23 protein-coding genes are annotated in these 20,440 nt (G+C 60.2%); 10 read left to right on the top strand and 13 right to left on the bottom strand.

The window, feature by feature from the left end; all coding sequences use genetic code 11:
- Positions 1–28: 28 nt before the first annotated feature.
- The 5 genes from FZZ88_RS00985 to FZZ88_RS00965 all read right to left on the bottom strand — a co-directional run bounded on the left by FZZ88_RS00985 (position 29) and on the right by FZZ88_RS00965 (position 5,280).
- Positions 29–412, bottom strand: coding sequence for a cyclic nucleotide-binding domain-containing protein (locus FZZ88_RS00985; RefSeq protein ID WP_166016895.1), 384 nt, complete (start codon positions 410–412; stop codon positions 29–31).
- Positions 413–499: 87 nt separating this feature from the next.
- Positions 500–1,672, bottom strand: coding sequence for a transaldolase (locus FZZ88_RS00980; protein WP_166016896.1), 1,173 nt, complete (start codon positions 1,670–1,672; stop codon positions 500–502).
- Between the two features lie 48 nt (positions 1,673–1,720).
- On the bottom strand, positions 1,721–3,526 hold the full coding sequence (locus tag FZZ88_RS00975) for a penicillin-binding protein 2 (protein WP_166016897.1): 1,806 nt from the start codon (positions 3,524–3,526) through the stop codon (positions 1,721–1,723).
- Entirely contained in the window at positions 3,526–4,014 is a 489-nt protein-coding gene (locus FZZ88_RS00970; RefSeq protein ID WP_115023954.1) for a hypothetical protein, read from the bottom strand. The genes FZZ88_RS00975 and FZZ88_RS00970 overlap by 1 nt, the downstream gene beginning before the upstream one ends.
- 3 nt (positions 4,015–4,017) lie before the next feature.
- Positions 4,018–5,280: a CPBP family intramembrane glutamic endopeptidase gene (locus FZZ88_RS00965; RefSeq protein WP_166016898.1), complete on the bottom strand. Its 1,263-nt coding sequence runs from the start codon at positions 5,278–5,280 to the stop codon at positions 4,018–4,020.
- A gap of 82 nt (positions 5,281–5,362) precedes the next feature.
- Here FZZ88_RS00965 and FZZ88_RS00960 point away from each other — a divergent pair, with 82 nt between their 5' ends.
- Both FZZ88_RS00960 and FZZ88_RS00955 read left to right on the top strand, forming a co-directional pair.
- Complete coding sequence (locus FZZ88_RS00960; RefSeq protein ID WP_166016899.1) at positions 5,363–6,691, top strand: histidine phosphatase family protein; 1,329 nt, start codon at positions 5,363–5,365, stop codon at positions 6,689–6,691.
- Between the two features lie 4 nt (positions 6,692–6,695).
- A complete protein-coding gene (locus tag FZZ88_RS00955; RefSeq protein ID WP_166016900.1) occupies positions 6,696–7,961 on the top strand; it encodes a dihydroorotase in 1,266 nt (421 codons plus the stop codon).
- Here the strand turns inward: FZZ88_RS00955 and lepB are convergent.
- The gene (lepB, locus tag FZZ88_RS00950; protein ID WP_166016967.1) at positions 7,951–8,616 is read right to left on the bottom strand and encodes a signal peptidase I; all 666 of its coding nucleotides are present in this window, start codon (positions 8,614–8,616) and stop codon (positions 7,951–7,953) included. The two genes, FZZ88_RS00955 and lepB, sit on opposite strands and share 11 nt — an antisense overlap.
- A gap of 78 nt (positions 8,617–8,694) precedes the next feature.
- Between lepB and FZZ88_RS00945 the strand changes: the two genes are divergently transcribed.
- A complete protein-coding gene (locus FZZ88_RS00945; protein WP_166016901.1) occupies positions 8,695–10,200 on the top strand; it encodes a hypothetical protein in 1,506 nt (501 codons plus the stop codon).
- Here the strand turns inward: FZZ88_RS00945 and FZZ88_RS00940 are convergent.
- The 4 genes from FZZ88_RS00940 to FZZ88_RS00925 form a co-directional block, all read right to left on the bottom strand.
- A complete protein-coding gene (locus FZZ88_RS00940; protein ID WP_166016902.1) occupies positions 10,163–10,525 on the bottom strand; it encodes an arsenate reductase family protein in 363 nt (120 codons plus the stop codon). The genes FZZ88_RS00945 and FZZ88_RS00940 overlap by 38 nt on opposite strands.
- Positions 10,526–10,527: 2 nt before the next feature.
- Complete coding sequence (locus FZZ88_RS00935; RefSeq protein ID WP_166016903.1) at positions 10,528–10,887, bottom strand: 2Fe-2S iron-sulfur cluster-binding protein; 360 nt, start codon at positions 10,885–10,887, stop codon at positions 10,528–10,530.
- A gap of 69 nt (positions 10,888–10,956) precedes the next feature.
- Positions 10,957–11,466 (bottom strand): inorganic diphosphatase, encoded by a 510-nt coding sequence (locus FZZ88_RS00930; RefSeq protein WP_166016904.1) that lies wholly within the window; start codon positions 11,464–11,466, stop codon positions 10,957–10,959.
- 289 nt (positions 11,467–11,755) lie between these two features.
- Positions 11,756–12,160, bottom strand: coding sequence for a resolvase (locus FZZ88_RS00925; RefSeq protein WP_226423653.1), 405 nt, complete (start codon positions 12,158–12,160; stop codon positions 11,756–11,758).
- A 207-nt stretch (positions 12,161–12,367) separates the two neighbouring features.
- Here FZZ88_RS00925 and FZZ88_RS00920 point away from each other — a divergent pair, with 207 nt between their 5' ends.
- From FZZ88_RS00920 to FZZ88_RS00905, 4 genes are all read left to right on the top strand, one after another.
- Positions 12,368–14,149, top strand: coding sequence for a proline--tRNA ligase (locus FZZ88_RS00920; RefSeq protein WP_166016906.1), 1,782 nt, complete (start codon positions 12,368–12,370; stop codon positions 14,147–14,149).
- Between the two features lie 24 nt (positions 14,150–14,173).
- Positions 14,174–14,599, top strand: coding sequence for a photosystem II protein Psb27 (gene psb27 / locus FZZ88_RS00915; RefSeq protein WP_115023968.1), 426 nt, complete (start codon positions 14,174–14,176; stop codon positions 14,597–14,599).
- Between the two features lie 81 nt (positions 14,600–14,680).
- Entirely contained in the window at positions 14,681–16,000 is a 1,320-nt protein-coding gene (locus FZZ88_RS00910) for an adenylosuccinate synthase (RefSeq protein ID WP_170952146.1), read from the top strand.
- A gap of 41 nt (positions 16,001–16,041) precedes the next feature.
- On the top strand, positions 16,042–17,055 hold the full coding sequence (locus FZZ88_RS00905; protein ID WP_166016907.1) for an adenosine kinase: 1,014 nt from the start codon (positions 16,042–16,044) through the stop codon (positions 17,053–17,055).
- Here the strand turns inward: FZZ88_RS00905 and cutA are convergent.
- Both cutA and FZZ88_RS00895 read right to left on the bottom strand, forming a co-directional pair.
- A complete protein-coding gene (cutA, locus tag FZZ88_RS00900; RefSeq protein ID WP_166016968.1) occupies positions 17,024–17,350 on the bottom strand; it encodes a divalent-cation tolerance protein CutA in 327 nt (108 codons plus the stop codon). The genes FZZ88_RS00905 and cutA overlap by 32 nt on opposite strands.
- A gap of 10 nt (positions 17,351–17,360) precedes the next feature.
- Positions 17,361–18,152 (bottom strand): precorrin-6A/cobalt-precorrin-6A reductase, encoded by a 792-nt coding sequence (locus FZZ88_RS00895; protein ID WP_226426184.1) that lies wholly within the window; start codon positions 18,150–18,152, stop codon positions 17,361–17,363.
- A gap of 29 nt (positions 18,153–18,181) precedes the next feature.
- On the opposite strand from FZZ88_RS00895, the gene FZZ88_RS00890 reads away from it, so the two are divergent.
- Positions 18,182–18,640 (top strand): single-stranded DNA-binding protein, encoded by a 459-nt coding sequence (locus FZZ88_RS00890; protein ID WP_230332791.1) that lies wholly within the window; start codon positions 18,182–18,184, stop codon positions 18,638–18,640.
- 29 nt (positions 18,641–18,669) lie between these two features.
- Here the strand turns inward: FZZ88_RS00890 and FZZ88_RS00885 are convergent, their stop codons facing one another.
- A complete protein-coding gene (locus FZZ88_RS00885) occupies positions 18,670–18,858 on the bottom strand; it encodes a hypothetical protein (protein WP_230332790.1) in 189 nt (62 codons plus the stop codon).
- A 69-nt stretch (positions 18,859–18,927) separates the two neighbouring features.
- Between FZZ88_RS00885 and FZZ88_RS00880 the strand changes: the two genes are divergently transcribed.
- A complete protein-coding gene (locus FZZ88_RS00880) occupies positions 18,928–19,470 on the top strand; it encodes a DUF2854 domain-containing protein (RefSeq protein WP_166017387.1) in 543 nt (180 codons plus the stop codon).
- Positions 19,471–19,473: 3 nt separating this feature from the next.
- Positions 19,474–20,355 (top strand): acetylglutamate kinase, encoded by an 882-nt coding sequence (gene argB / locus FZZ88_RS00875; protein ID WP_166017388.1) that lies wholly within the window; start codon positions 19,474–19,476, stop codon positions 20,353–20,355.
- The last annotated feature ends 85 nt before the right edge of the window (positions 20,356–20,440 follow it).

Genomic DNA, 20,440 nt, shown 5'->3' with positions numbered 1-20,440 from the left:
CCTTTTCGCATAAAAAGCGACCCGGAGCTCATCCGTCGGCCAACTTGATGTCCCGCAAACGGGCATCGATCGACGCGAGAAGCTGCACCGCAAACATCGGTGTCTCCTGAACCGCAAACAGAAACTTGTCGCGGTTCATGGCAATCAGCCGGCAATCAGTGGTGGCCGTGGCTGTGCTCAGACGCTCATGGTCCTCCATCACGAGGGCACCTGCGCCAAAAACATGGCCAACAGGGATGTCTTCATGCCCTTCATGGCCTGTCGAATCGATCCAGGTGAGACGCACGGATCCTTCCAGTAACCCATACATGCAGGTTCCGGTTTCCCCCGTGCGAAACAGAATCTGCCCCTGCTTCAGATAGATCACTTCGGCCTTGCTTGCCAAAGCGCGCATGGTGTCGAGCGCATGCATTGGAATGAATCCTTGACCGAAAAATCAAACGTGAATGAGAGGAGAAGCATGGCTTGCTTCTCCCCAGCAAAAGCTCAAACGATGAACTCAGACGGAGGTCAGTGCCAGAGCAGCACCAAAGCCTTGGCGCACGTCTTCCTGGGAGATCAAACCATCATGATCTTGATCCAGCGCATCAAAGATGGCATCACTGCCGAGCCATTCATCACGGGTGATCGATCCATCGCCGTTCATGTCGTTGAGCATGAAGATCTCAGAGACGGCGTGGCGGAAGGCGGAACCGCCCTCCAACTCTGCAAGGCGATGGGCCAGTTGATGCTCCAGGGTTTCAATCGCCTTACTGAAACCTTTGATGCCCTCAGTGAGTTTGTCCGTGGCCATCCGGTCGTCTTGCATCAGCGCATCGAAACGGACGCGATCAACGTGAATCTTGGCCTCACTGCTGCTGGGATGGTTTGCATCCAATTTTCGGGTCAAGATCGCATCACTTTCGCGGAGCTGATCCAACAGCTTGGGTGAAATCGTGAGCAGATCACAACCGGCCAGCTCGGTGATCTCATCGATGTTGCGGAAGCTCGCCCCCATCACCTCCGTGCTGTAGCCGTGGGTTTTGTAGTAGTTGAAAATCTGGGTCACGGAAATGACGCCAGGGTCCTCCGGCCCGGGGTAGGAATCGCGCCCGGTCTCAGCCTTGTACCAATCCAGGATGCGCCCCACGAAGGGGGAAATCAGGGTGACGCCGGCTTCGGCGCAAGCGACCGCTTGACCGAAACCGAACAGCAAGGTGAGATTGCAGTGAATCCCCTCTTTCTCCAGCACCTCAGCGGCTTTGATGCCTTCCCACGTGGAGGCGATTTTGATCAGGACGCGATCGTTGCTGATGCCGGCATCGTTGTACAGACGAATCAGCTTTCGGCCTTTTTCAATCGTGGCGTCGGTATCGAAACTCAAGCGAGCATCCACCTCCGTCGACACACGACGGGGAACGATTTTGAGAATCTCCTTGCCGAAGATCACACTGATTTCATCCAGGGCTTCCCGCACCACGTCTTCCACCGGTGCATCGCTGCCCATCAACTTGCGCGATGACCGCAGGGCCTCATCAATCAGGCTCTGATAGGCCGGAATCTGAGCGGCAGCAAGGATTAATGATGGGTTGGTGGTGGCATCCCGAGGGGTGAACTTACGGATCGCCTCCAGATCACCCGTGTCGGCAACGACCACGGTCATTTCTGAAAGCTGATCGAGAAGGCTGGCCATGATGTACGACGGCTCTTTACCAGTAACGTAGCGGCGCTTTTTCGTGCGTCAGCTGCTCAAAAGCTTGTTCAATTCAGCAGGTTTTGAAGGCGCAATGCGCTCCACAACCAGCAGGGCATCAATGATTTGTTTGGCGACCGGAACCGCCACGGTTGATCCATAGGCGTTTTCACCTTGGGGCTCATCCACCACCACAAACACCACGTAGCGGGGATCTTCAATCGGCAAGGTCGCCACGAAGCTGCAGATTTTCGCGCCTGGGAGATAAATCCCATTCAAGGCCTTCTGCGCCGTTCCTGTTTTGCCGCCGATCCGGTATCCCGGTGTTTTCACACCCTTGCCACTGCCCTTGTCCACCACCGACTCCATCCACTGCAGCACCGTGCGGGTGACTTCAGGCTTCAGCAGCTGCTGACCACTGGGCGCTGCCGCCGGAGCCAATGCATCACCCGAGCGGAATCCGCGGGTGATGTGGGGACTGATCAACTTGCCGCCATTCGCCAGCATGGCGTGGAGCTGCACCAGTTTGAGCGGTGTGAGTGAAAACCCCTGACCAAATGCCGTGGTAGCTGGCTCAATGAGCTGGCTGGTGAACTGCTCCTTGCTCTTGAGTTGTCCAGCCACCGCTCCGGGGAGGTCAGTGTCGGGACGCTCATTGATACCGAGACGCTGCATCCAGTTCCAGTAGGCGTCGTCGTCAAGACGGCGCATCGCCTGGACCATGCCGACATTGCTCGACACCTGCAGCACGGTGGCGAAATCGACTAGGCCATTGGCCCGCTTGTCGTGATTAAAAATCGGCCAACCACCAATGGTGAGCTGGCCGACGTCATTCACCCGATCCGTCGGCTGGATGGCGCCATCCTGGAGCGCCAGAGCCAGATTGATCGGCTTGAACGTTGATCCCGGTTCATAGAGATCCTGAACGGACCATTCCCGAAACCGCCCGGTGGGGAAATCCCAGTAACGATTGGGGTCATAAGTAGGTGTCGATGCCAGCACCAACAGCTCACCATTGGTGGCATCCATCACGATCGCGGCGCCCTTTTGCGCTTTCCACTTCATGACCTGCTCAGCCAGAGCGGTCAGAGCCACCTGCTGGAGCCTGGAATCCAGCGTCAACTGCAAACGCAAGTCGTCGCCGTAAAAAGATCCAGGATCCAGATTGGCCGGCAAAGGGGTGCCATCTGCTCCTCGACGGAGATATCGGGTCTGCTCATGGCGGGCAAGATCGCCATCACGGCTCTGCTCAAGGCCCGCTTGGGGTTGCCGCTCCACATTGAGAAAACCGACCACGTTGGCGAACAACGATGCCTGGGGATAAACCCGCTGGGGATAGGGCTCCAGATCCAGGCCACTGATTCCGAGAGCACCGATGCGATCAGCGGTCTCAGGAGCAAGCTCTTCGGCCAATTTGATCCCCGATACCTGCGTTCCCATCGCTTCTAGAAGCTCGGACGCGGGGCGGGCCAACGGATCAGCCAGCACCTTTGCAACATCCTCAACAGGACGGACAGCATTGGGGGCATCTCCAGGCATGTTGAAGTAACGGGGATGGGCCCAAAGCCGAAACCGCTTTTCATCCATGGCGACCAGGCGGCCGGTGCGATCGACGATCGGGCGCCGCTGCCCCAGAGGCTGGGTGCGCTGCGTCTGCAGTTGACGGGCACGCTGCTCCAAAGCTGGAGCTTGCACCAACTGCAGCCATGCCATGCGACCAATCAAGCCCAGCAAACCTGCCGCCAGAATCCAGAAAATGATCCACATCCGCTTCGGCGGAACCTGCGTCAGAGGAACGACCCGTGCTCGGGAACGTCGCGAACGAACAGGTCGACGCCCTGACAACCGCGTCATCAGTACCCCGACCTAATGGGCTGATCTCCCAACTCCTGAAACGAAACCATCGGAGAGGGAGTGGTCGGCTGGAGCGAATGCAGAGCGGGGCGATCGAGATGGACCAGGTTGGCCACCTGGGTGGGCACAAGAGTGTTCGGTTGTTGGGAACGTTGGAGCAGATGCTGTTCCATGACAGCAGTTGATTCCGTCAATCGGTGCGCCTGGGTGTTGGTCGCCTCCAGAAGGCGGAAGGCCAGTGTCCAGCGATGCTGCCAGTGCAACGTCAGTCCCGCCAGAACAGCAACCGCCGCGATCAGCCCCAGCAGAGTGCCGTCCATCAAGCGATGGAGTCCCCCCAGGAGAGGGGATCGTCGTGCAATCCGTCCAGAGGACAGGGACCCTTGAATCAGCTCAAAAGCTGTGGTCGATGCACGCTGTTCCGGAGCGGCAACCACCGGGATCACAGGCGAATAGGCCAGTGAACCACCTGTGGAAAGGCGGGGCAAGGCTCAGAGCAGCAACAGATTCAGGAACGTCACTGCATTCCAAAGCCCATGCATCAGCACTGAAGGCCACAGCCGTCCGCTGCGGAGCCGCACCAACCCCAGCCCAACCCCGAGCACGGTGAGGGGTGCCAGCTCTCCAACACTGATATGGGCCATGGCAAACAACAGGCCACTGAGCAAGACACCCGCAAGGGGGCCAAGCCGGGCCGCCAGAACTGGGAGCAGAGCACCGCGAAAAATGGTCTCTTCGAACAGCGGAGCCAGCACAACGGCTGTGAGAGCGAGCAAGCCGAGAGCAATCGGATCATGGCTGCCCAGGACCAACTCCAGCAGCGGATTGCTCCCCCCTGGATCCCCCACCAGGCGCACGAGCAACCATCCCGTGAGCATCACCACGGGGGTCACCATCAACCATCCCGCGACTGCATCCAGCAGAGCGGAGAGCAAAGGCCGCAGCCGCCACTGCATCCATCCGCCCAGCGGTGCCCTCTCCTTGGGCAGCGAACGCACTTGCCGCCAGAGGATCAGCAGGCTTGGCAAGGCCATCACGCCGTAGTTGATCACCACGCCCACGGCTTCACGGCGGGGACTGGCAAGCCCAGCCGTGAGTGCACCGACCAAGGGGAACGCCACCAATGGGACGCCAACGGCACTGATGACGACAAAGCCTCCCGCCACCAGCAGGGCCATATCGATCAAAGTCAGGTCCGGCCCCTGAACCGCGGGCCAGGCCATCAGACGGCCCCGTACCAACCGCCAGGCCTGGCCAATCAGCAGCAGACCACCGATCAGGGCAGTCACCAGTGGCAGCACCGTGCTGAACGCCAAACGCAACGCCGCTTGGCCCGCCGCTGCACCATCAATGCAGAGCCCCGGCTCAGACGCGCTGACTTCGCACAGCAGCTGCTGGAGCAGGGGATCTTCGGGTTCGCGTTCAAGCTCTGCAGAGGCAGGAGTCTGGCCCTGCAAGAGAAGGAGCATCCGTTGCTGCCGCTCACTGCGATCCTCGGATGAGATCCCCTCCAGGGCTTTGAGCAGCGCATCCCGCGGCGACTCCCCCAGCAAGGCTTCTCTCAACGAGGACGGCACCGCTGGCTCCGCCAGGAGCGTCAGCTCCTGCTGCTGAAGGCTCAGGGCCGGAGCCACCGATGGTCTGGACAAGCTGTCAACCAAGCCCGACAGCCAGATAAAACCGGCCAGAGCCAGGGATAGGGCCGCCAGAAGCCCCTTCCAGCGCGGGGAAACCGGTCGTGGGGAACTGGGCACCAGCTGGCGTCAACTGCCCACGATTGTCCCCCCCGCAAGGACGCTTCCATACGATGGCCGCGCCCTGACGCTGAGCTGAACCGTGCCCCTTCGTCTTCTTTTGGTCCGCCACGGTCTCAGCAGTTTCAACAAGGAGCGGCGCATCCAGGGTCGGGATGATCTTTCGAACCTCAGTGATGAGGGTCATGAACAGGCAAGGGCCCTAGGCCGCTCGCTGCAGGAGGTGAGCTTCCAAGCCATCTACAGCTCGCCGTTGCAACGGGCTGCCGCCACAACCGCAAGCCTGCTGGAGGCTCATGCCGGTCAGGCAGCGGATGTTGTGCCCGATGACGGCCTGCTGGAAGTGGATCTGGAACCCTGGTCCGGTCAAACCATCGATGAGCTCATCGAAGGGTCACCAGAGGCTTACAGCATCTGGAAACAGCAACCGATGAGGTTGGAACTTCAACGTCGGGACGGTTCGTCTTACAAGCCCCTGCCGGAGCTGATGGAGCAGGCGCGTGGATTCATCTCCAACCTGCTGCAGCGCCATCACGTCGATGGCAATGACACGGTGCTGGTGGTGGCACACAACGCCATCCTGCGCTGCCTGATGCTGGTGTTGCTGGGAGAACCAGACAATGGTTTTCGGCGGCTCCGCGTCGACAACACATCCCTCTCGATCTTCAACCTCCATCCCGGTGTTGATCGCTTCCAGGTGCAGATCGAATGCCTGAACAGCACCACACACCTGCAACCTCTGCCAGAGAAGGGCAAGAACGCCAGGCTGATCCTGGTGCGGCACGGCGAGACCGACTGGAACAAGGAAGGCCGCTTCCAGGGCCAAATCGATATTCCGCTCAACAGCAACGGTCGCCGTCAAGCCGCGGCCGCCCGCGATTTCCTCAAAGACATCCCCATCGATCGGGCCTGGAGCAGCACACTGTCACGCCCAACCGAAACGGCCCAGATCATTCTCGAGGCGCATCACGATGTGCCCCTGACCCAGATCGATGGACTGGTGGAGATCGGACACGGACTGTGGGAAGGCAAGCTCGAATCCGAGATCAGAGACGGCTGGTCGGAGCTGCTGGACACCTGGAAGCGTGCTCCAGAAACCGTGCAGATGCCTGAGGGGGAAACCATCCAGGACGTGTGGGCCCGTTCCGTCCGGAGCTGGGGAGAGATCGCTGGTGAGCTGAAGCCTGAGGAAACGGTGCTGGTGGTGGCCCACGACGCCGTCAACAAGACGATCCTCTGCGATCTGTTGGGGCTGACCCCGGCCGACATCTGGGCCGTTAAACAGGGCAACGGTGGCGTCACAGTGGTCGACATTGCCGCCGATCCAGGCCAGCCTGCAGTGGTGACCTGCCTCAACCTCACCTCCCATTTCGGAAGCGTGATTGACCGAACGGCAGCAGGCGCTCTCTGATGTCATGAACGACACCTTGCTGCTGGATCCGGTGCGCGTCCTGCGTGGCCCCGGACACACGGTTCAGCTCGGTGCAGTCCTGATCGATCAGGGAGTGCTCGTCAGCTTTGACGACGAGGCCCGGCAGCAGGCCCTTGGCCTGGGCATCAAGGCCAGCCCAGCACCGGATCAACTGGTCGCCCCCTGCCTGGTTGATCCCCATTCCATCCTTGAGACCCCCTTCAGTGGGGATCAAGAAACAGCCGTGAGCCTGCGGCACTGTGCCGCCGCAGGGGGCTACGGCCAGATTGCCCTGCTTCCCCGCAGCAACAACTGGCGCGATTGCCCAGATCAGCTCCAGGGATTCAGCTTCGATCAGGATCAAGCAGCAACAGTTCGCCTGCACCTTTGGGGAGGTTTCAGCCGCGGCGGCAAGGCGGATGAACTTGCCCCCCATGGCGATCTGCTCGAACACGGTGCCATCGGACTGGCAGACGATGACGCCATGGTTCCAACCCCGTTGCTGGAACGGGGACTGCTGCTCGGAGAGATGGGGGGATGCCCAGTGCTCGTGGCACCCCGAGATCCCGCTCTGCAGGGGGAGGGTCTGGTGAGGGAAGGCGTGGAAACACTGCGGGCCGGGTGGCCAGCGGATCCGATCACCAGCGAGACCCTTCCGCTCAGCCAGTTGCTACTGCTGCATCAACGCCATCCGGAACGACAACTACGGCTGATGAACCTGTCCACGGCAGCAGCGGTGCAGCAGCTTTCAGGCTGCGAGTTCCCTCCCCTGAGCAGCGTGAGCTGGTGGCATCTCCTGACCGACCGCAGCATGCTGGCCAGCAGCGATCCAGGCTGGCGCGTCTGCCCCTCTCTCGGGGGTCCCGAGGATCGTGACCAGTTGATCCAGGCCGTTCAACAGCGAATCATTACTGCCGTGGCTGTCCACGCTGTGCCTCTGGATGCCGAGGACATGCTGTTGCCGGGTGACCAGCGTCCGGCAGGCCTCAGCGGCCACCATCTGGTGCTGCCAGCGCTTTGGAATGCTCTGGTGCAATCGGGCTGCTGGACCGTTGAAGATCTTTGGCAAGCCCTCAGCTTTGGGCCGTCGGCCCTGATCGATCAGCCCCCTGAACAGCTCGAGCAGGGCAGCCGGCGCTGGCTGCTGTTCGATCCCGAGCAACGCTGGTCAGTCGAGAGAAGCACGCTTGGAGCTCCACGCGCTGCCAACATTCCCTGGCTGGGACGTGAACTTCAGGGCAGTGTTGTGGCCTGCGGACTCAGTTGCTGAGCGGACCGATCCGCGCAGGCGGCCAGAAGCGGAAGACAGCACGCCCGATGATCTGATCGTCGGGCAGGAACGGCCCCCCGGGCCAACGACGTGCATCCTGGCTGTTGCGACGGTTGTCACCCAAAACGACAACATTGCCTTTGGGGACGACGGCATACAGACCTTTGCAGCCGATCATTCCATCCCGATCCGAACAGAAGTTGGTGACGTAAGGCTCTTTGAAGGCTGTGCCGTTGATGCTCACAGCGCCGCGACTGTTGACCTCAACAACATCGCCAGGAACACCGACCACCCGTTTAATCCAGGCCTCACATTCGGGGTAGCGCTGCACCAGGACCCGATCGACAACCCAACTGATGCCTGGGAAGGTGACGATGCCGCACTTCAGTGGATTCGGTTGCCCCGACTCCAATTTCCAGACGGGATCAAACGCACTTGGGGAATTGAACACGACGATCTCACCACGCTGGGGAGGGCGGGACCGATACGAAAGTTTCTCAACGATCAACTTGTCGCCAACCTGCAGGCCAGGAAGCATCGATCCCGATGGGATGTAACGCGCTTCAAAGGCGAATTGCCGAAGCAAGAGATACAGCGAGACCGTGAACAGAAACGGGGCCCAGAACTCCCAAATCGCGCTCACTCTGCCCTTCACATCAGAAGGCCCTTTCTCCGCGTTCAATGTGGGCAGGCTCAATCTTTCGACCCACGATAGGGGGAGCCTGCAGGCCCCATGATCCGTCCACGCTGGCAAGCACTCAAGCCCCATCGAGGCCTGCTCAGCTGGCGCCGCTGGGACCAGGCCATTGCCGTCATCGCCGCAATCAATCTCAGCTGGGTCGCTCTTGACCTCACCTACATCCCCCTGCGCACGTTCTGGCTTCAACGCAATCTTTATCCGGTCCCATCGCTGCCCCTGGTGGTCCCTCTGCCCTGGCTGCCAGACATCACCCCACTTCTGGACCCCTTAAAGGGCATCGAACCCCATCGCGACACAGAGGCTTATCTCAAGGCCTATAGCGCCCTGGATCAAGCACTCCTGAAAAACGGTTCGCGCACACCTGAAAGCAGCGATCTGCTGAAGCAGCAGGCGGCTCTAACCACGGGGCTGATGGACAGCAACCCATTCATCAGTTCAGGCAATGCCGGTGCGCTTGAGAAATTCAAGAACCGACTCCGAGCACGTACCGGCCTGGAATCAGCTCGCGCATCGGCCAACCTTCTACTGAGCCCAGAGCATCTCGAGCAATCCCCCTGGAGCCAGGAGCGTCAGTTCTGGAGCCAGCAGATCGTGCCCCTGGTGGAAAGCAATTACTGGCGAAGCATCGACGAAAACGGACGCCCCAGCGATCTGAGCTGGCGCATCGACACTCCGTTTCAACTCCTGTTCCTCCTCGACATCCTTCTGCGGACCCTGCGCCTGAAACAGCGCTACCCCGCGATCCGCTGGCGCGACGCCCTGTTACGCCGCTGGATCGACCTGCCACTGCTGCTTCCATTTGCGCGCTGGCTCAGGGTGATCCCTGTCACAGAGCGCCTTTGCGGAGCAGGGCTGCTGCAATTGGAACCTCTTCGTGCGGTCATCAGCCGCGGCGTGGTGGCCCTGTTAGCGGTGGAGCTGTTTGAGGTCATCGCCATCCGACTCGTCGACACCCTCCAGCAATTGATCCGATCTCCGCAACTGCCGGAGAGGGTGCGCGGACTGTGCAGTTACCAAAGCAGTGATCTAAATGATGAGCGGGAGGTGGTCGAGTTGCTGCGGTTATGGCTGCCACTCCTGCTGACGCGTGTTGGCCCAGCCATGCGCCCGCAACTGCAAGCCTTGATCAGCCATCTGGTGCAGCAGAGTTTGGACCGGAACGTGGTGCCTGACGCCTTGCGGCGGCTCCCGGGACTGCAAAACGCCGAATCGGAATTCAGCCGCCAGATGGCGGAAAGCATGGTGACCTCCGTCCTCGACCTCTCCAAGGGAGCCGGCAACCGCATCGGTCAGCGCGACCCTGTCCTCGAATCCCTGGGATCAGAGGCCCTCGATCGGCTGTGGGAGGAACTTGCACACATGCTTGAACAAGGCCCTGTATTGACTCGAAGTCAGGACTTGCTCGTGGCCCTGCTGGAAGACATCAAACGCTCCAGCTTCCGCCAGATCCGTGACCAGGGAGATGTCGATGCCCTGATCAGCGAATTGGATGGATTGAATTTCAGCCCTGGAGCGTCGACTCCCAGAGATCAGGCTTAAAGCCGATCAGAAACGTGGAGGAATCCACCACCACAAACGGACGTTTGATCAGTTTTCCGTCGGCAGCCAGAGCATCGAGTGCTTCGTCATCGGTGAGGGCCTTCACTGATGCAGCTCCCATGGCTCGATAGCTCTGACCACTGGTGTTGAACAACAGCTTCCGCTCACCTAAAAATTGATAAGCCGCCGAGAGCAGCTCGCTGGAGGGTGGGCTCAGGGTGATGTCGTGCACGTCATGGGTGATTCCTCGTTCAGACAGCCACGCCAACGCCTTCCGACAGGTGCTGCAGCGGTTATAGCTGTAGACCTGAACAATCTCCGCCAAGATCAGCGGCCGAACAGGGATTTGATCGCACCAACGAGGCTGTTGGAGCCGCGGCCAACACCTTCGGCCGGACGGGTACGAACCGTCACATCACCGTTCACGGTGGTGCGGCAGCTCAGGCGGAAGTTCGCAGGACGGTCAGCGAGGTACACCTCTTCGACGTCGCTGCGGGGCGAGAGATTGCCCTGACCTTCGATCACCTCCATCACACAGGTGCCGCACTGACCAACGCCACTGCAGTTGTTGAGGTTGTTGAGGCTCTTGTACGGGTTGACGCCTGCATCAAGTGCAGCTTTTCGCAGATTCGCGCCCTCGATGCAGCCAACCTGCTGGCCTTCCTGCTCGAATCGGATGGTGGGCACAGTTTCGGCGAATCTCAGTGCGAACCAACTTACAAGCATCTGGCCGAATCAAGCGGACCTTTTCTGAGATCAGTTGGCCGCGCTGATACAAGAATCAAGTAATGGCTGGACCGCATCGATGTCACGCCAACCATCAATCGACACAACTCCTCCTTGCAGCGTGCGGTAGGTCCTGAAAAATTCAGCGACCTCCTCAAGCTGTGATGCCGCAATCTGGCGAATGCTATGGATCTCGTCTTGACGGGGATCCGCATCGGGAACACACAAGATCTTCCCGTCGTAGACGTCCAGGTCGTACAGATCCAAAACCCCGATAGGGCGGGCCTTGATCAGACAGCCAGCAAAAGTGGGCTCGGCCATGATGACCATGGCATCCAGGGGAGATCCATCGTCCGCCTGCGTGTTGGGAATGAAGCCGTAGTCGAAGGGGTAGCGCACCGAGGAGTGCATCACCCTGTCGAGCATCATCACGCCAGCCTCAGCCAGATATTCGTATTTATTTCTGCTTCCTGCCGGAATCTCCACGATGAGATTCACCAATCCTTGCGAAGGAGACGGGGGGAGCTGATGGAGATCCATTCCGATGCGAGGCGGTTGGGATCAGTCGCGGAGAGGAGAACGTTCGATCCGTAATCACAGCCACAAGAGGAGCGCTGAAGCTAATAACAGCAATCAGCAGTCCAGTTACGGCCGTCAAAGAGGCGCTACGACTAAACGGCTCATCCGTCTCGGACGACGCGATGGCGTCATCGCCAGACGGGAGGAAAGCATCTGAGGCCATAGAACGGGGAGTCACAAGGGCTCCCTCTTCTCATCACAACGTTGATCACTTCATTCTGTCACTGCCCAAAGACAGATGCAGGGATCATTAAGCAGCAGGACGATCTTGCTGGTCGAGACGTGCGCTTAGGTCAGAAGGTGGCTGCACGCTGCCTTCGAGATGGGTGCGGATCACACGGAGCTCTTCAAGGATTGATCCCAGAATCTGCTGCGTCGCCGTTGACGGAGAGTTCAGCACCTCAACAGTGACTTCCTTGATGCGCAAAACGTCCTTGGCGAAGCGTGCAACTTCGTTGGGATGGAACATCAGCGGATCTTTCTGATCGCTGCGGTACTCCGGATTCAGCTTGCGAGGGTTAAAGGGAGGATTGAGGTTTCGAGGGTCTGTATTGGTGTAGCGGTAGACCGATGCGCGAGAACGATTGAGAGATTTCTGAACGTCGTCAATTCCCACCAAGGCCTCAGCCTGCGCGGAAGCTTGGGCTGAATCCATGGAAGGTTCTGCCTGTTGTTGAACGTGTGACGCCACAGATTCAACGGACCGAGGAAACATGAGACGGGCCTAGGACAGGCTGGATTGTGCTGGACGGTAGCAGCCGAGACTCAGGGCGCACAGTGGAATCCCAGCAAAACGGACACTTCTACGATCGGCATGCTTCCGAAGCGGTGATAGCTTCCAAATCTCGTTTTCTTGCGATCGATGCGCGTCTCCCGCCTGCTGCTGGTGACGCTTCGGGATGTTCCCGCCGAAGCGGAGATCACCTCGCATCAGTTGCTTCTGCGTGCTGGGTACATCCGTCGCATTGGATCAGGGATTTACGCCTATCTACCTCTGATGTGGAGGGTGCTTCAAAAAATCACAGCCGTGGTGCGTGAGGAGATGAACCGCGCCGGCGCCCAGGAGACCCTGCTTCCACAGCTGCACCCTGCAGAGCTCTGGCAGAAAAGCGGTCGCTGGCAGGGCTACACAGCTGGCGAGGGAATCATGTTTCACCTCGAAGACCGGCAAGGCAGAGAGCTGGGGCTTGGACCAACCCACGAAGAAGTCATCACGAACCTGGCAGGTGAACTGTTGAGGTCGTACCGGCAGCTTCCGGTGAACCTTTATCAAATCCAGACCAAATTCCGAGACGAGATCCGTCCTCGCTTCGGTCTGATGCGAGGTCGCGAATTCATCATGAAAGACGCCTACTCCTTTCATGCCAGCGAAGCGGACCTTCGCGAGACCTACGGGTTGATGGATCAGGCCTATCGCCGCATTTTTGAACGTTGCGGACTCGATGTCGTCCCCGTCGATGCCGACAGCGGGGCGATCGGAGGTGCGGCCTCCCAGGAGTTCATGGTGACGGCGGATGCCGGGGAAGACCTGATCCTGATCAGCGATGACGGGCAATACGCGGCCAATCAGGAGAAAGCTGTTTCGATTGCCCCAGCGGCATCGCCCTTGCCCGAAGGCCCTGAGGAGTGCATACCGACCCCTGGTTTGGGGAGCATCGAGAGCCTCTGCGACGCCAAAGGCTGGGATCCAAGCCAAGTGGTGAAGGTGCTGCTTTTCGTGGCGGCCTTGGACGACGACACGCTCCAACCCCTCCTGGTCAGCCTTCGTGGTGACCAGGACCTGAACCCCACCAAAGTCGTCAACGCCGTCAGCAGCATCCTGGGCAAGGGCGTCCTCGATTGCCGCCCGATCACGCCAGACGACCAAAACCGCCAGGACATCGATCCCATCCCCTTCGGATCCATCGGACCTGACTTGTCCGATGACGTCCTGCAGGGAGCCAAGACCTGGGAGCCAACCTTCCTGCGCCTGGCAGACGAAACAGCCATTGAATTGAGTCGTTTTGTGTGTGGTGCAAATACGCCAGATCAGCACCGTTTCAACACCAGCTGGACCGCCCTCAAGCAACAGCCGACAAGGTTGGATCTGCGCAATGGACGGGCGGGCGACGCCTGTCGACACAACGCGGACTCACGGCTGAGCGAAAAACGTGGCATCGAAGTCGGCCACATTTTTCAGTTGGGCCGGAAATATTCCGAAGCCATGGAAAGTCGGTTCACCAACGAGAACGGCAAGACCGAACCGTTCTGGATGGGTTGCTATGGAATCGGCGTTTCCAGGCTGGCGCAGGCTGCCGTCGAACAGCATCACGATGACGGTGGCATCTGCTGGCCAACCACAATCGCTCCATTCGAAGCGATTGTGGTCGTCGCCAACATCCAGGACGAGACCCAGGCCCAGCTGGGGGAAACGCTCTATGAGGAACTTCAGAAGGCAGAGGTCGACGTGCTCATCGATGACCGAAAGGAACGAGCGGGCGTCAAATTCAAAGACGCGGATTTGATCGGTATTCCCTGGCGGATCGTGGTGGGACGCGACGCAACCGATGGCGTCGTTGAGCTGGTTCGCCGCAGCAACCGAGAGGTACAGAAGCTTCCCCACGCAGAGGCCTTGTCTTGCCTGATCAAGGCACTCCACCCCTAAAGTCAGCAGATTCTCAAGGGTTTCATGCTCTCCGCACTGACACGCCTGCTTCGCCCCTTGAGCCGGGCTGCCGTAGCCCTCGGCCTGGGCTTATGCCTTTTTCTAACGGCCTGCAGTGGTGATGCTGAAGCCCGTTTGAGCGGCAATTACGTGGAAGACACAGTGGCGGTCTCCCGCACGTTGAGAACGGTGATCGACCTGCCCCAGGACGATCCAACCCACGCCGAAGCCGAAGCGGACGCTCGGTCACTGATCAATGACTACATGTCCCGCTACCGGCCTCAGCCGCGCGTGAACGGACTCAGCTCCTTCACAACCATGCAGACCGCACTGAACTCTCTGGCGGGTCACTACACCTCCTATGCCAACCGTCCCCTTCCTGAGGCACTCCATGACCGGATCGCCAAGGAACTCAGCAAAGCCGAGAAGTCTGTGGTCCGGGGCAGCTGAGTCCCTGGACACACGCTTTGACTAGGCCACCCGAGATCTGAGATACTCGCGGATTGTGCAGATCTGCGGCTTCGGGCCGCCGTGTTCTTGGCCAACGTTGTCGTCATCGGAGCGCAGTGGGGTGACGAGGGAAAAGGAAAGATCACCGATCTCCTCAGCCGCTCGGCCGATGTGGTGGTGCGCTATCAGGGTGGTGTGAATGCAGGCCACACGATCGTCGTTGACGAACGTGTCCTGAAATTGCACCTCATTCCCTCTGGAATCCTCTATCCCGACACGATCTGCCTGATTGGGTCAGGAACGGTCGTGGATCCCAAGGTGATGCTTGGTGAGCTCGACATGCTCATCGCCAATGACATCGATATTTCTGGCCTGCGCTTGGCATCCACGGCTCACGTGACGATGCCGTACCACCGCCTGCTCGATCAGGCCATGGAGAAGCAACGCGGAGCGCGTCGGATCGGAACAACTGGCCGCGGAATCGGCCCCACATACGCGGACAAGTCGCAGCGCAGCGGCATCCGGGTGATCGACCTGCTGGACGAACAACGGCTCAGGGAACGCCTTGAGGGGCCTCTGCAGGAAAAGAACGAACTTCTTGAAACCATCTACGGCGTTGCTCCTCTGAATGCCGAGGATGTCATCAAGGAATATCTGGAATACGGGAAGCGCCTCGCACCCCACGTTGTGGAATGCACCCAAGCCATTCACCAGGCTGCCAGGGATCGCAAAAACATCCTGTTCGAAGGAGCCCAGGGCACCCTGTTGGACCTTGACCATGGCACCTACCCCTACGTCACCTCGTCCAATCCCGTCTCCGGAGGGGCCTGCATCGGTGCTGGCGTCGGTCCGACTCTGATTGACCGTGTTATCGGAGTCGCCAAGGCCTACACCACTCGCGTGGGTGAGGGCCCCTTCCCCACGGAACTGAGCGGGAGCCTGAATGATCAGCTCACCGAACGCGGTGGGGAATTCGGAACCACCACGGGCCGGCGGCGGCGCTGCGGCTGGTTTGACGGTGTGATCGGTCGCTATGCCGTGCAGGTGAACGGTTTGGACTGTCTGGCCGTGACCAAGCTGGATGTTCTGGATGAACTCGACGAGATCCAGGTTTGCGTGGCCTATGAGCTCAACGGCGAGCGGATCGAGCACTTCCCGAGCAGTGCCGAGGACTTCGCCCAGTGCAAACCCATCTTCAAAACACTGCCTGGCTGGCAATGCTCAACGGAGGAATGCCGCAGTCTTGAGGATCTCCCCAAACCCGCCATGGATTACCTGCGCTTCCTCGCGGATTTGATGGAAGTGCCGATCGCCATCGTCTCCCTTGGTGCCAGCCGTGATCAGACCATCGTTGTGGAAGATCCGATCCATGGCCCGAAACGCGCGTTGTTGAGCGCCTGAGCCTCTGAGGTTCATACTTCGGGGCTGTCTTCACAGCACCGATGTCGCCTGAAACCCGTTTCCCCAGCACCTGCAATCTCGATGTCGTTGGCATCGGCAACGCGATCGTGGATGTTCTGGTCCAGACGGACGACAGCTTCATCTCTGACAACGGCCTCCAGAAAGGAGGCATGGCGTTAATCAATGAGCAACAGGCCGAGACCCTATACAAGGCGAGCGGTCCTGGCCTTGAGACCTCCGGTGGATCTGTCGCCAACACCATGGTCGGGATCGCCCAGCTCGGCGGTCGCGCTGGTTTCATCGGTCGTGTCCGGGACGACCAGCTCGGAACCATTTTCAGCCACGACATTCGAGCCGTTGGTGCACGCTTTGAAACCCCAGCCGCCACAAGCGGAGCCACAACGGCGCGCTGCCTGATTTACGTCACGCCCGACGCGGAGCGGACCATGTGCACCTTCCTAGGGGCCTCCACGCAGCTGGAGCCGGAGGATCTCGATCTGTCGATGGTCAAGCAGGCCAAAGTGCTCTATCTGGAGGGGTACCTCTGGGACAGCCCAGCCGCCAAGCGAGCCTTCATCGCCGCCGCAGAAGCCTGCCGCGAATCAGGAGGGCAGGTGGCCCTCTCCCTATCGGATGGCTTCTGCGTGGATCGGCACAGGGAGAGTTTCCTCGAGCTGGTCAATGGCCATGTGGATGTGCTTTTCGCCAACGATGTCGAGATTCAGTCGCTCTACGAAACCGAGGATTTCGATCAGGCCCTCGACCGGGTCCGCGGCTGCTGCTCGGTGATCGCAATCACCCGTGGAGCTCAGGGATCCGTCGTGCTGAGTGGAGACCAACGCTGGGATATCGGCATCTTCGGCCTGGGCGACCTGGTGGACACCACAGGAGCAGGCGACCTCTATGCCGGGGGATTCCTGCATGGCTTCACCCAGGGCGAGTCCCTCGAACGCTGTGGTCAGCTTGGTGCTCTCTGCGCTGGTCAAATCGTGACGCAACTGGGGGCACGCTCCCAGGTCTCCCTCAAGCAGCTGGCGGCGACGCATCTGAACTGAGCTCAGCCAGGGCCCAAGCCCCATAGGCCGGTGAAGCGGTCACCGGCCAGCTCAACCACTCGGGTGTGTCGTAGCTGTGCAGTTCTGACAAGGCCAAGCGAAGCGCCTCCAGATGTTGGGCGGAGGTCTTCATCAGCAGTTGGACCTCATGGGAATGCTCCAGCACCCCCTCCCAGCGGTAGAAAGACTGAACGGGGTGAATGGAGACACACGCCACAAGATGGCGCTCCAGCAAGACCTCAGCCAGCTGTTGGGCTCGCTCGGCGTCCGCTTCCGTGGTGAGGGCAAGCACCATCCCACTCGCTTCAATCTCGCTCAAGCCGATCCAAAAGGCTTCTCACATCCTCGACACAAGCCATGCCATCGGGGGGGGATGGACGGCGCAACAGCACCAAGTTCAGCCCCAGCTCTGTTGTGAGTTGATGCCAGAGCTGTTCCGTCACACCACCAGACTGGCGGCACAGCACCACGCCAATGCCCCAGCGTTGGCAAAGGGCCCGCTCGATCGCCCCCGGCACCTCCCCCTGCAGGGGACGCACCACGGCGAGGTGATCCGGGGGCAGACCCGCCCGCAGGGCTGCTCGCAATCCATCAGGGGACGGAAGCGCACGGCCATAGGGGATGGCTCCAGCGCGGCGTACAGCAGCAGCCATCGCCGGAAGATGGCGACCCCCAATAGCCAGCAGCAGGTGCTGGCCCTGGAGCGGCTGCACTGCCAATGCCTCGGCATCAGCCACCAGGGAGGCACCTCCAAGCGGTTCGCGGCGACGCTCATAACGCAGCAGCGGTTGGTCCACCGCAGCACAGGCGGTGACCAGGGAATGGCTGATCTGAGCTGCAAAGGGATGCGTGGCATCCACCACCCAACGAAACGGCCCGGCCTGTTGCAGAGCGGCAATGATTCCGCCAACACCTTGCAGGGCACCGATCGAGATCCGCTCCAGCGGCAGTCCCGCGTAAGCCTTCGCCGCACTTGAGGTCACCACGCTCACGCTCACACGCCAGTTGAAGCGGGAGAGCTCCTGCACCAAGCGCGGCCCCTCACCGGTTCCAGCCAGCAACAGGACACGACGCTGGTCATTCGCGGGCCCTTGCATCAGGATGTGCGCCGACACCAGCTCAAGCCATGAACCATTGCGTGCTCGAAGTGGAGGTGATCGACGCACCGACGGTTCGATACACCCAAGACAACCAGACTCCCATTGCGGAGATGGCCGTGCGCTTTGACCCCCTGCGGGAGGGTGATCCGCCAGGCGAATTGAAAGTGGTTGGCTGGGGCAACCTGGCCCAGGAGCTACAGAACCGTGTGCAGACAGGGCAGCGGCTGCTGATCGAAGGCCGACTGCGGATGAACACCATGCCCCGGGGTGATGGCATGAAGGAAAAAAGGGCTGAATTCACCCTGGCTCGGCTTCATCCGATCGGCGCGGTAGCCACGGGTGCAGCTCCTTCCGGCAACGCCTCAGCCCCGGCCCCCAGCCGCCAGGCCCCTGGGGCCGCGCCGACCACAGTGGCGAACGAGCCTGAACCGGCCAGCTGGAATGCTGCGCCCCTGGTTCCCGACACCGACGACATTCCGTTCTGAATCAGAGGACACTTTCGGGTCGTGGTCGCTTAGCGACCCGCTTCGTCCTGCAGCTCTGAAGCTCGGGTGATCAGTTGCCCGAGCTCTCGCTCGAGGGCCGCCAGGTCAAGCCGGAGCTCAGGCCAACGACCGCCATCGATCTGCTGCAACAACCAGCTGCGATCGCGATCGAGCTGCTGGAGCAGATCGTCCATGCCAATCGACGATGGATCAGGCATCTAGCTCGAGGCAGTGGATCTCCATCCTGATGGCCTAGAGGTCAAAATGACGATCAAGCCAAGGCCTTCATGAAGGATTTCTTCTCCCCCGGCAGCCTCGTCACCATCGCAGGAGGCGTGCTGACAGTGATCGGTGCCACCGCTTACGCGACGGGAAGCGCCAACCTCAGCCTGCCCACAATTTTTTATGGAATTCCCATCTTGTTGGGGGGCCTGGCCTTGAAATCTTCGGAGCTGCCACCCGCTATCCGGGTGACACCCATCAAGACCTTCCAAAAAGAACGGGAAGCAGCAGCCCCTGAACTGGGCAAACTGCTCGGCGACGTGACGCGCTGGCGCTACGGCCAGAAGGCCCATCTGGAGTCGTCGCTCGAAGCGCTCAAGCTCTGGGACGAGGACACCCCGCCGCAGTTGGAGGAGATCGAAGAGCTGCATTCCGACGCTGGCTATGGCCTGCGGCTGCGTTTTCTGCTGGGAGCCGTTCCTCTCGAACGCTGGCAAGAGCGGCAAGAGCGTCTCGGGCGTTTCTTCGCCAAAGGAATGCGAGCGGAACTCAAGGAACTGGATGAGCAGCGGCTGGATGTTGTTCTGCTTCCAGCGAGTGAGGCATAAGCCATGGCCCAGTCCGCCCAGAACAACGATGACGCCCTCAGGGTGTCGGTGCTCAGCGAAGCCCTTCCTTATATCCAGCGTTTCGCCGGGCGACGCATTGTGATCAAGTACGGCGGTGCCGCCATGGCCCATGCCGAACTGCGTGCTGCCGTCTTTCGCGATCTGGCTCTGCTTGCCTGTGTTGGGGTCCAACCCGTTGTGGTTCATGGCGGCGGGCCGGAAATCAACCAGTGGCTGCAGCGTCTGGAAATTCCAGCCGAATTCCGCGACGGATTGCGCGTCACTGACGCCGACACCATGGATGTGGTGGAGATGGTGCTGGTGGGACGCGTCAACAAACAGATCGTGAATGGGCTCAATCAGCTCGGCACCCGTGCCGTTGGCTTGAGCGGAAGTGACGGAAGCCTGGTCGAGGCTCGCCCCTGGGGGGATGGCAGCCATGGGCTAGTGGGGGACGTTGCCCGCGTCAATCCCGACGTGCTGGAACCGCTGCTGGAGAAGGGCTACGTGCCCGTCATATCCAGCGTTGCCGCAACCCCCGATGACGGGAGAGCCCACAACATCAATGCCGACACAGTTGCGGGAGAACTGGCGGCGGCCCTGGAGGCCGAAAAACTGATCCTGCTGACCGACACCCCCGGCATCCTCAAGGACCGAAACGATGCTGACTCCTTGATCCGCAAACTGCGCCTCTCAGAGGCAAGACAGTTGATCGAAGACGGCGGCGTCGCAGGAGGCATGACCCCAAAAACGGAATGCTGCATCCGCGCCTTGGCGCAAGGCGTGGCAGCCGCCCACATCATTGACGGCAGGGTTCCCCACGCCCTGTTGCTCGAAGTCTTTACGGACGCTGGCATCGGCACCATGGTTGTGGGACGCGGCTGAAGGGTGAGCGAGCAAGACTCAGGACTGGACCTTTCCGAAGCAGAGGCAGCCCTCGAGCGCGGGGACTATGGACAGTGCCTGGATC

Origin of the sequence: Synechococcus sp. PH41509 (genome assembly GCF_020514285.1) — a bacterium.
In the GTDB taxonomy this organism is placed as follows: domain Bacteria; phylum Cyanobacteriota; class Cyanobacteriia; order PCC-6307; family Cyanobiaceae; genus Parasynechococcus.
The sequence above is the reverse complement of the archived record's forward strand: the minus strand, read 5'-3'. Positions and strand labels throughout refer to the sequence as shown.

Coding starts and splice junctions, on each gene's coding strand:
- FZZ88_RS00980 (WP_166016896.1), bottom strand. CDS start 1,672: ATGGCCAGCCTTCTCGATCAGCTTTCAGAAATGACCGTGGTCGTTGCC.
- psb27 (WP_115023968.1), top strand. CDS start 14,174: ATGCTCTCCGCACTGACACGCCTGCTTCGCCCCTTGAGCCGGGCTGCC.
- FZZ88_RS00945 (WP_166016901.1), top strand. CDS start 8,695: ATGATCCGTCCACGCTGGCAAGCACTCAAGCCCCATCGAGGCCTGCTC.
- FZZ88_RS00905 (WP_166016907.1), top strand. CDS start 16,042: ATGTCGCCTGAAACCCGTTTCCCCAGCACCTGCAATCTCGATGTCGTT.
- cutA (WP_166016968.1), bottom strand. CDS start 17,350: ATGGTGCTTGCCCTCACCACGGAAGCGGACGCCGAGCGAGCCCAACAG.
- FZZ88_RS00890 (WP_230332791.1), top strand. CDS start 18,182: ATGAACCATTGCGTGCTCGAAGTGGAGGTGATCGACGCACCGACGGTT.
- FZZ88_RS00930 (WP_166016904.1), bottom strand. CDS start 11,466: ATGGATCTCCATCAGCTCCCCCCGTCTCCTTCGCAAGGATTGGTGAAT.
- FZZ88_RS00885 (WP_230332790.1), bottom strand. CDS start 18,858: ATGCCTGATCCATCGTCGATTGGCATGGACGATCTGCTCCAGCAGCTC.
- argB (WP_166017388.1), top strand. CDS start 19,474: ATGGCCCAGTCCGCCCAGAACAACGATGACGCCCTCAGGGTGTCGGTG.
- FZZ88_RS00985 (WP_166016895.1), bottom strand. CDS start 412: ATGCATGCGCTCGACACCATGCGCGCTTTGGCAAGCAAGGCCGAAGTG.
- FZZ88_RS00975 (WP_166016897.1), bottom strand. CDS start 3,526: ATGACGCGGTTGTCAGGGCGTCGACCTGTTCGTTCGCGACGTTCCCGA.
- FZZ88_RS00920 (WP_166016906.1), top strand. CDS start 12,368: ATGCGCGTCTCCCGCCTGCTGCTGGTGACGCTTCGGGATGTTCCCGCC.
- FZZ88_RS00925 (WP_226423653.1), bottom strand. CDS start 12,160: ATGGATTCAGCCCAAGCTTCCGCGCAGGCTGAGGCCTTGGTGGGAATT.
- FZZ88_RS00895 (WP_226426184.1), bottom strand. CDS start 18,152: ATGCAAGGGCCCGCGAATGACCAGCGTCGTGTCCTGTTGCTGGCTGGA.
- FZZ88_RS00880 (WP_166017387.1), top strand. CDS start 18,928: ATGAAGGATTTCTTCTCCCCCGGCAGCCTCGTCACCATCGCAGGAGGC.
- FZZ88_RS00955 (WP_166016900.1), top strand. CDS start 6,696: ATGAACGACACCTTGCTGCTGGATCCGGTGCGCGTCCTGCGTGGCCCC.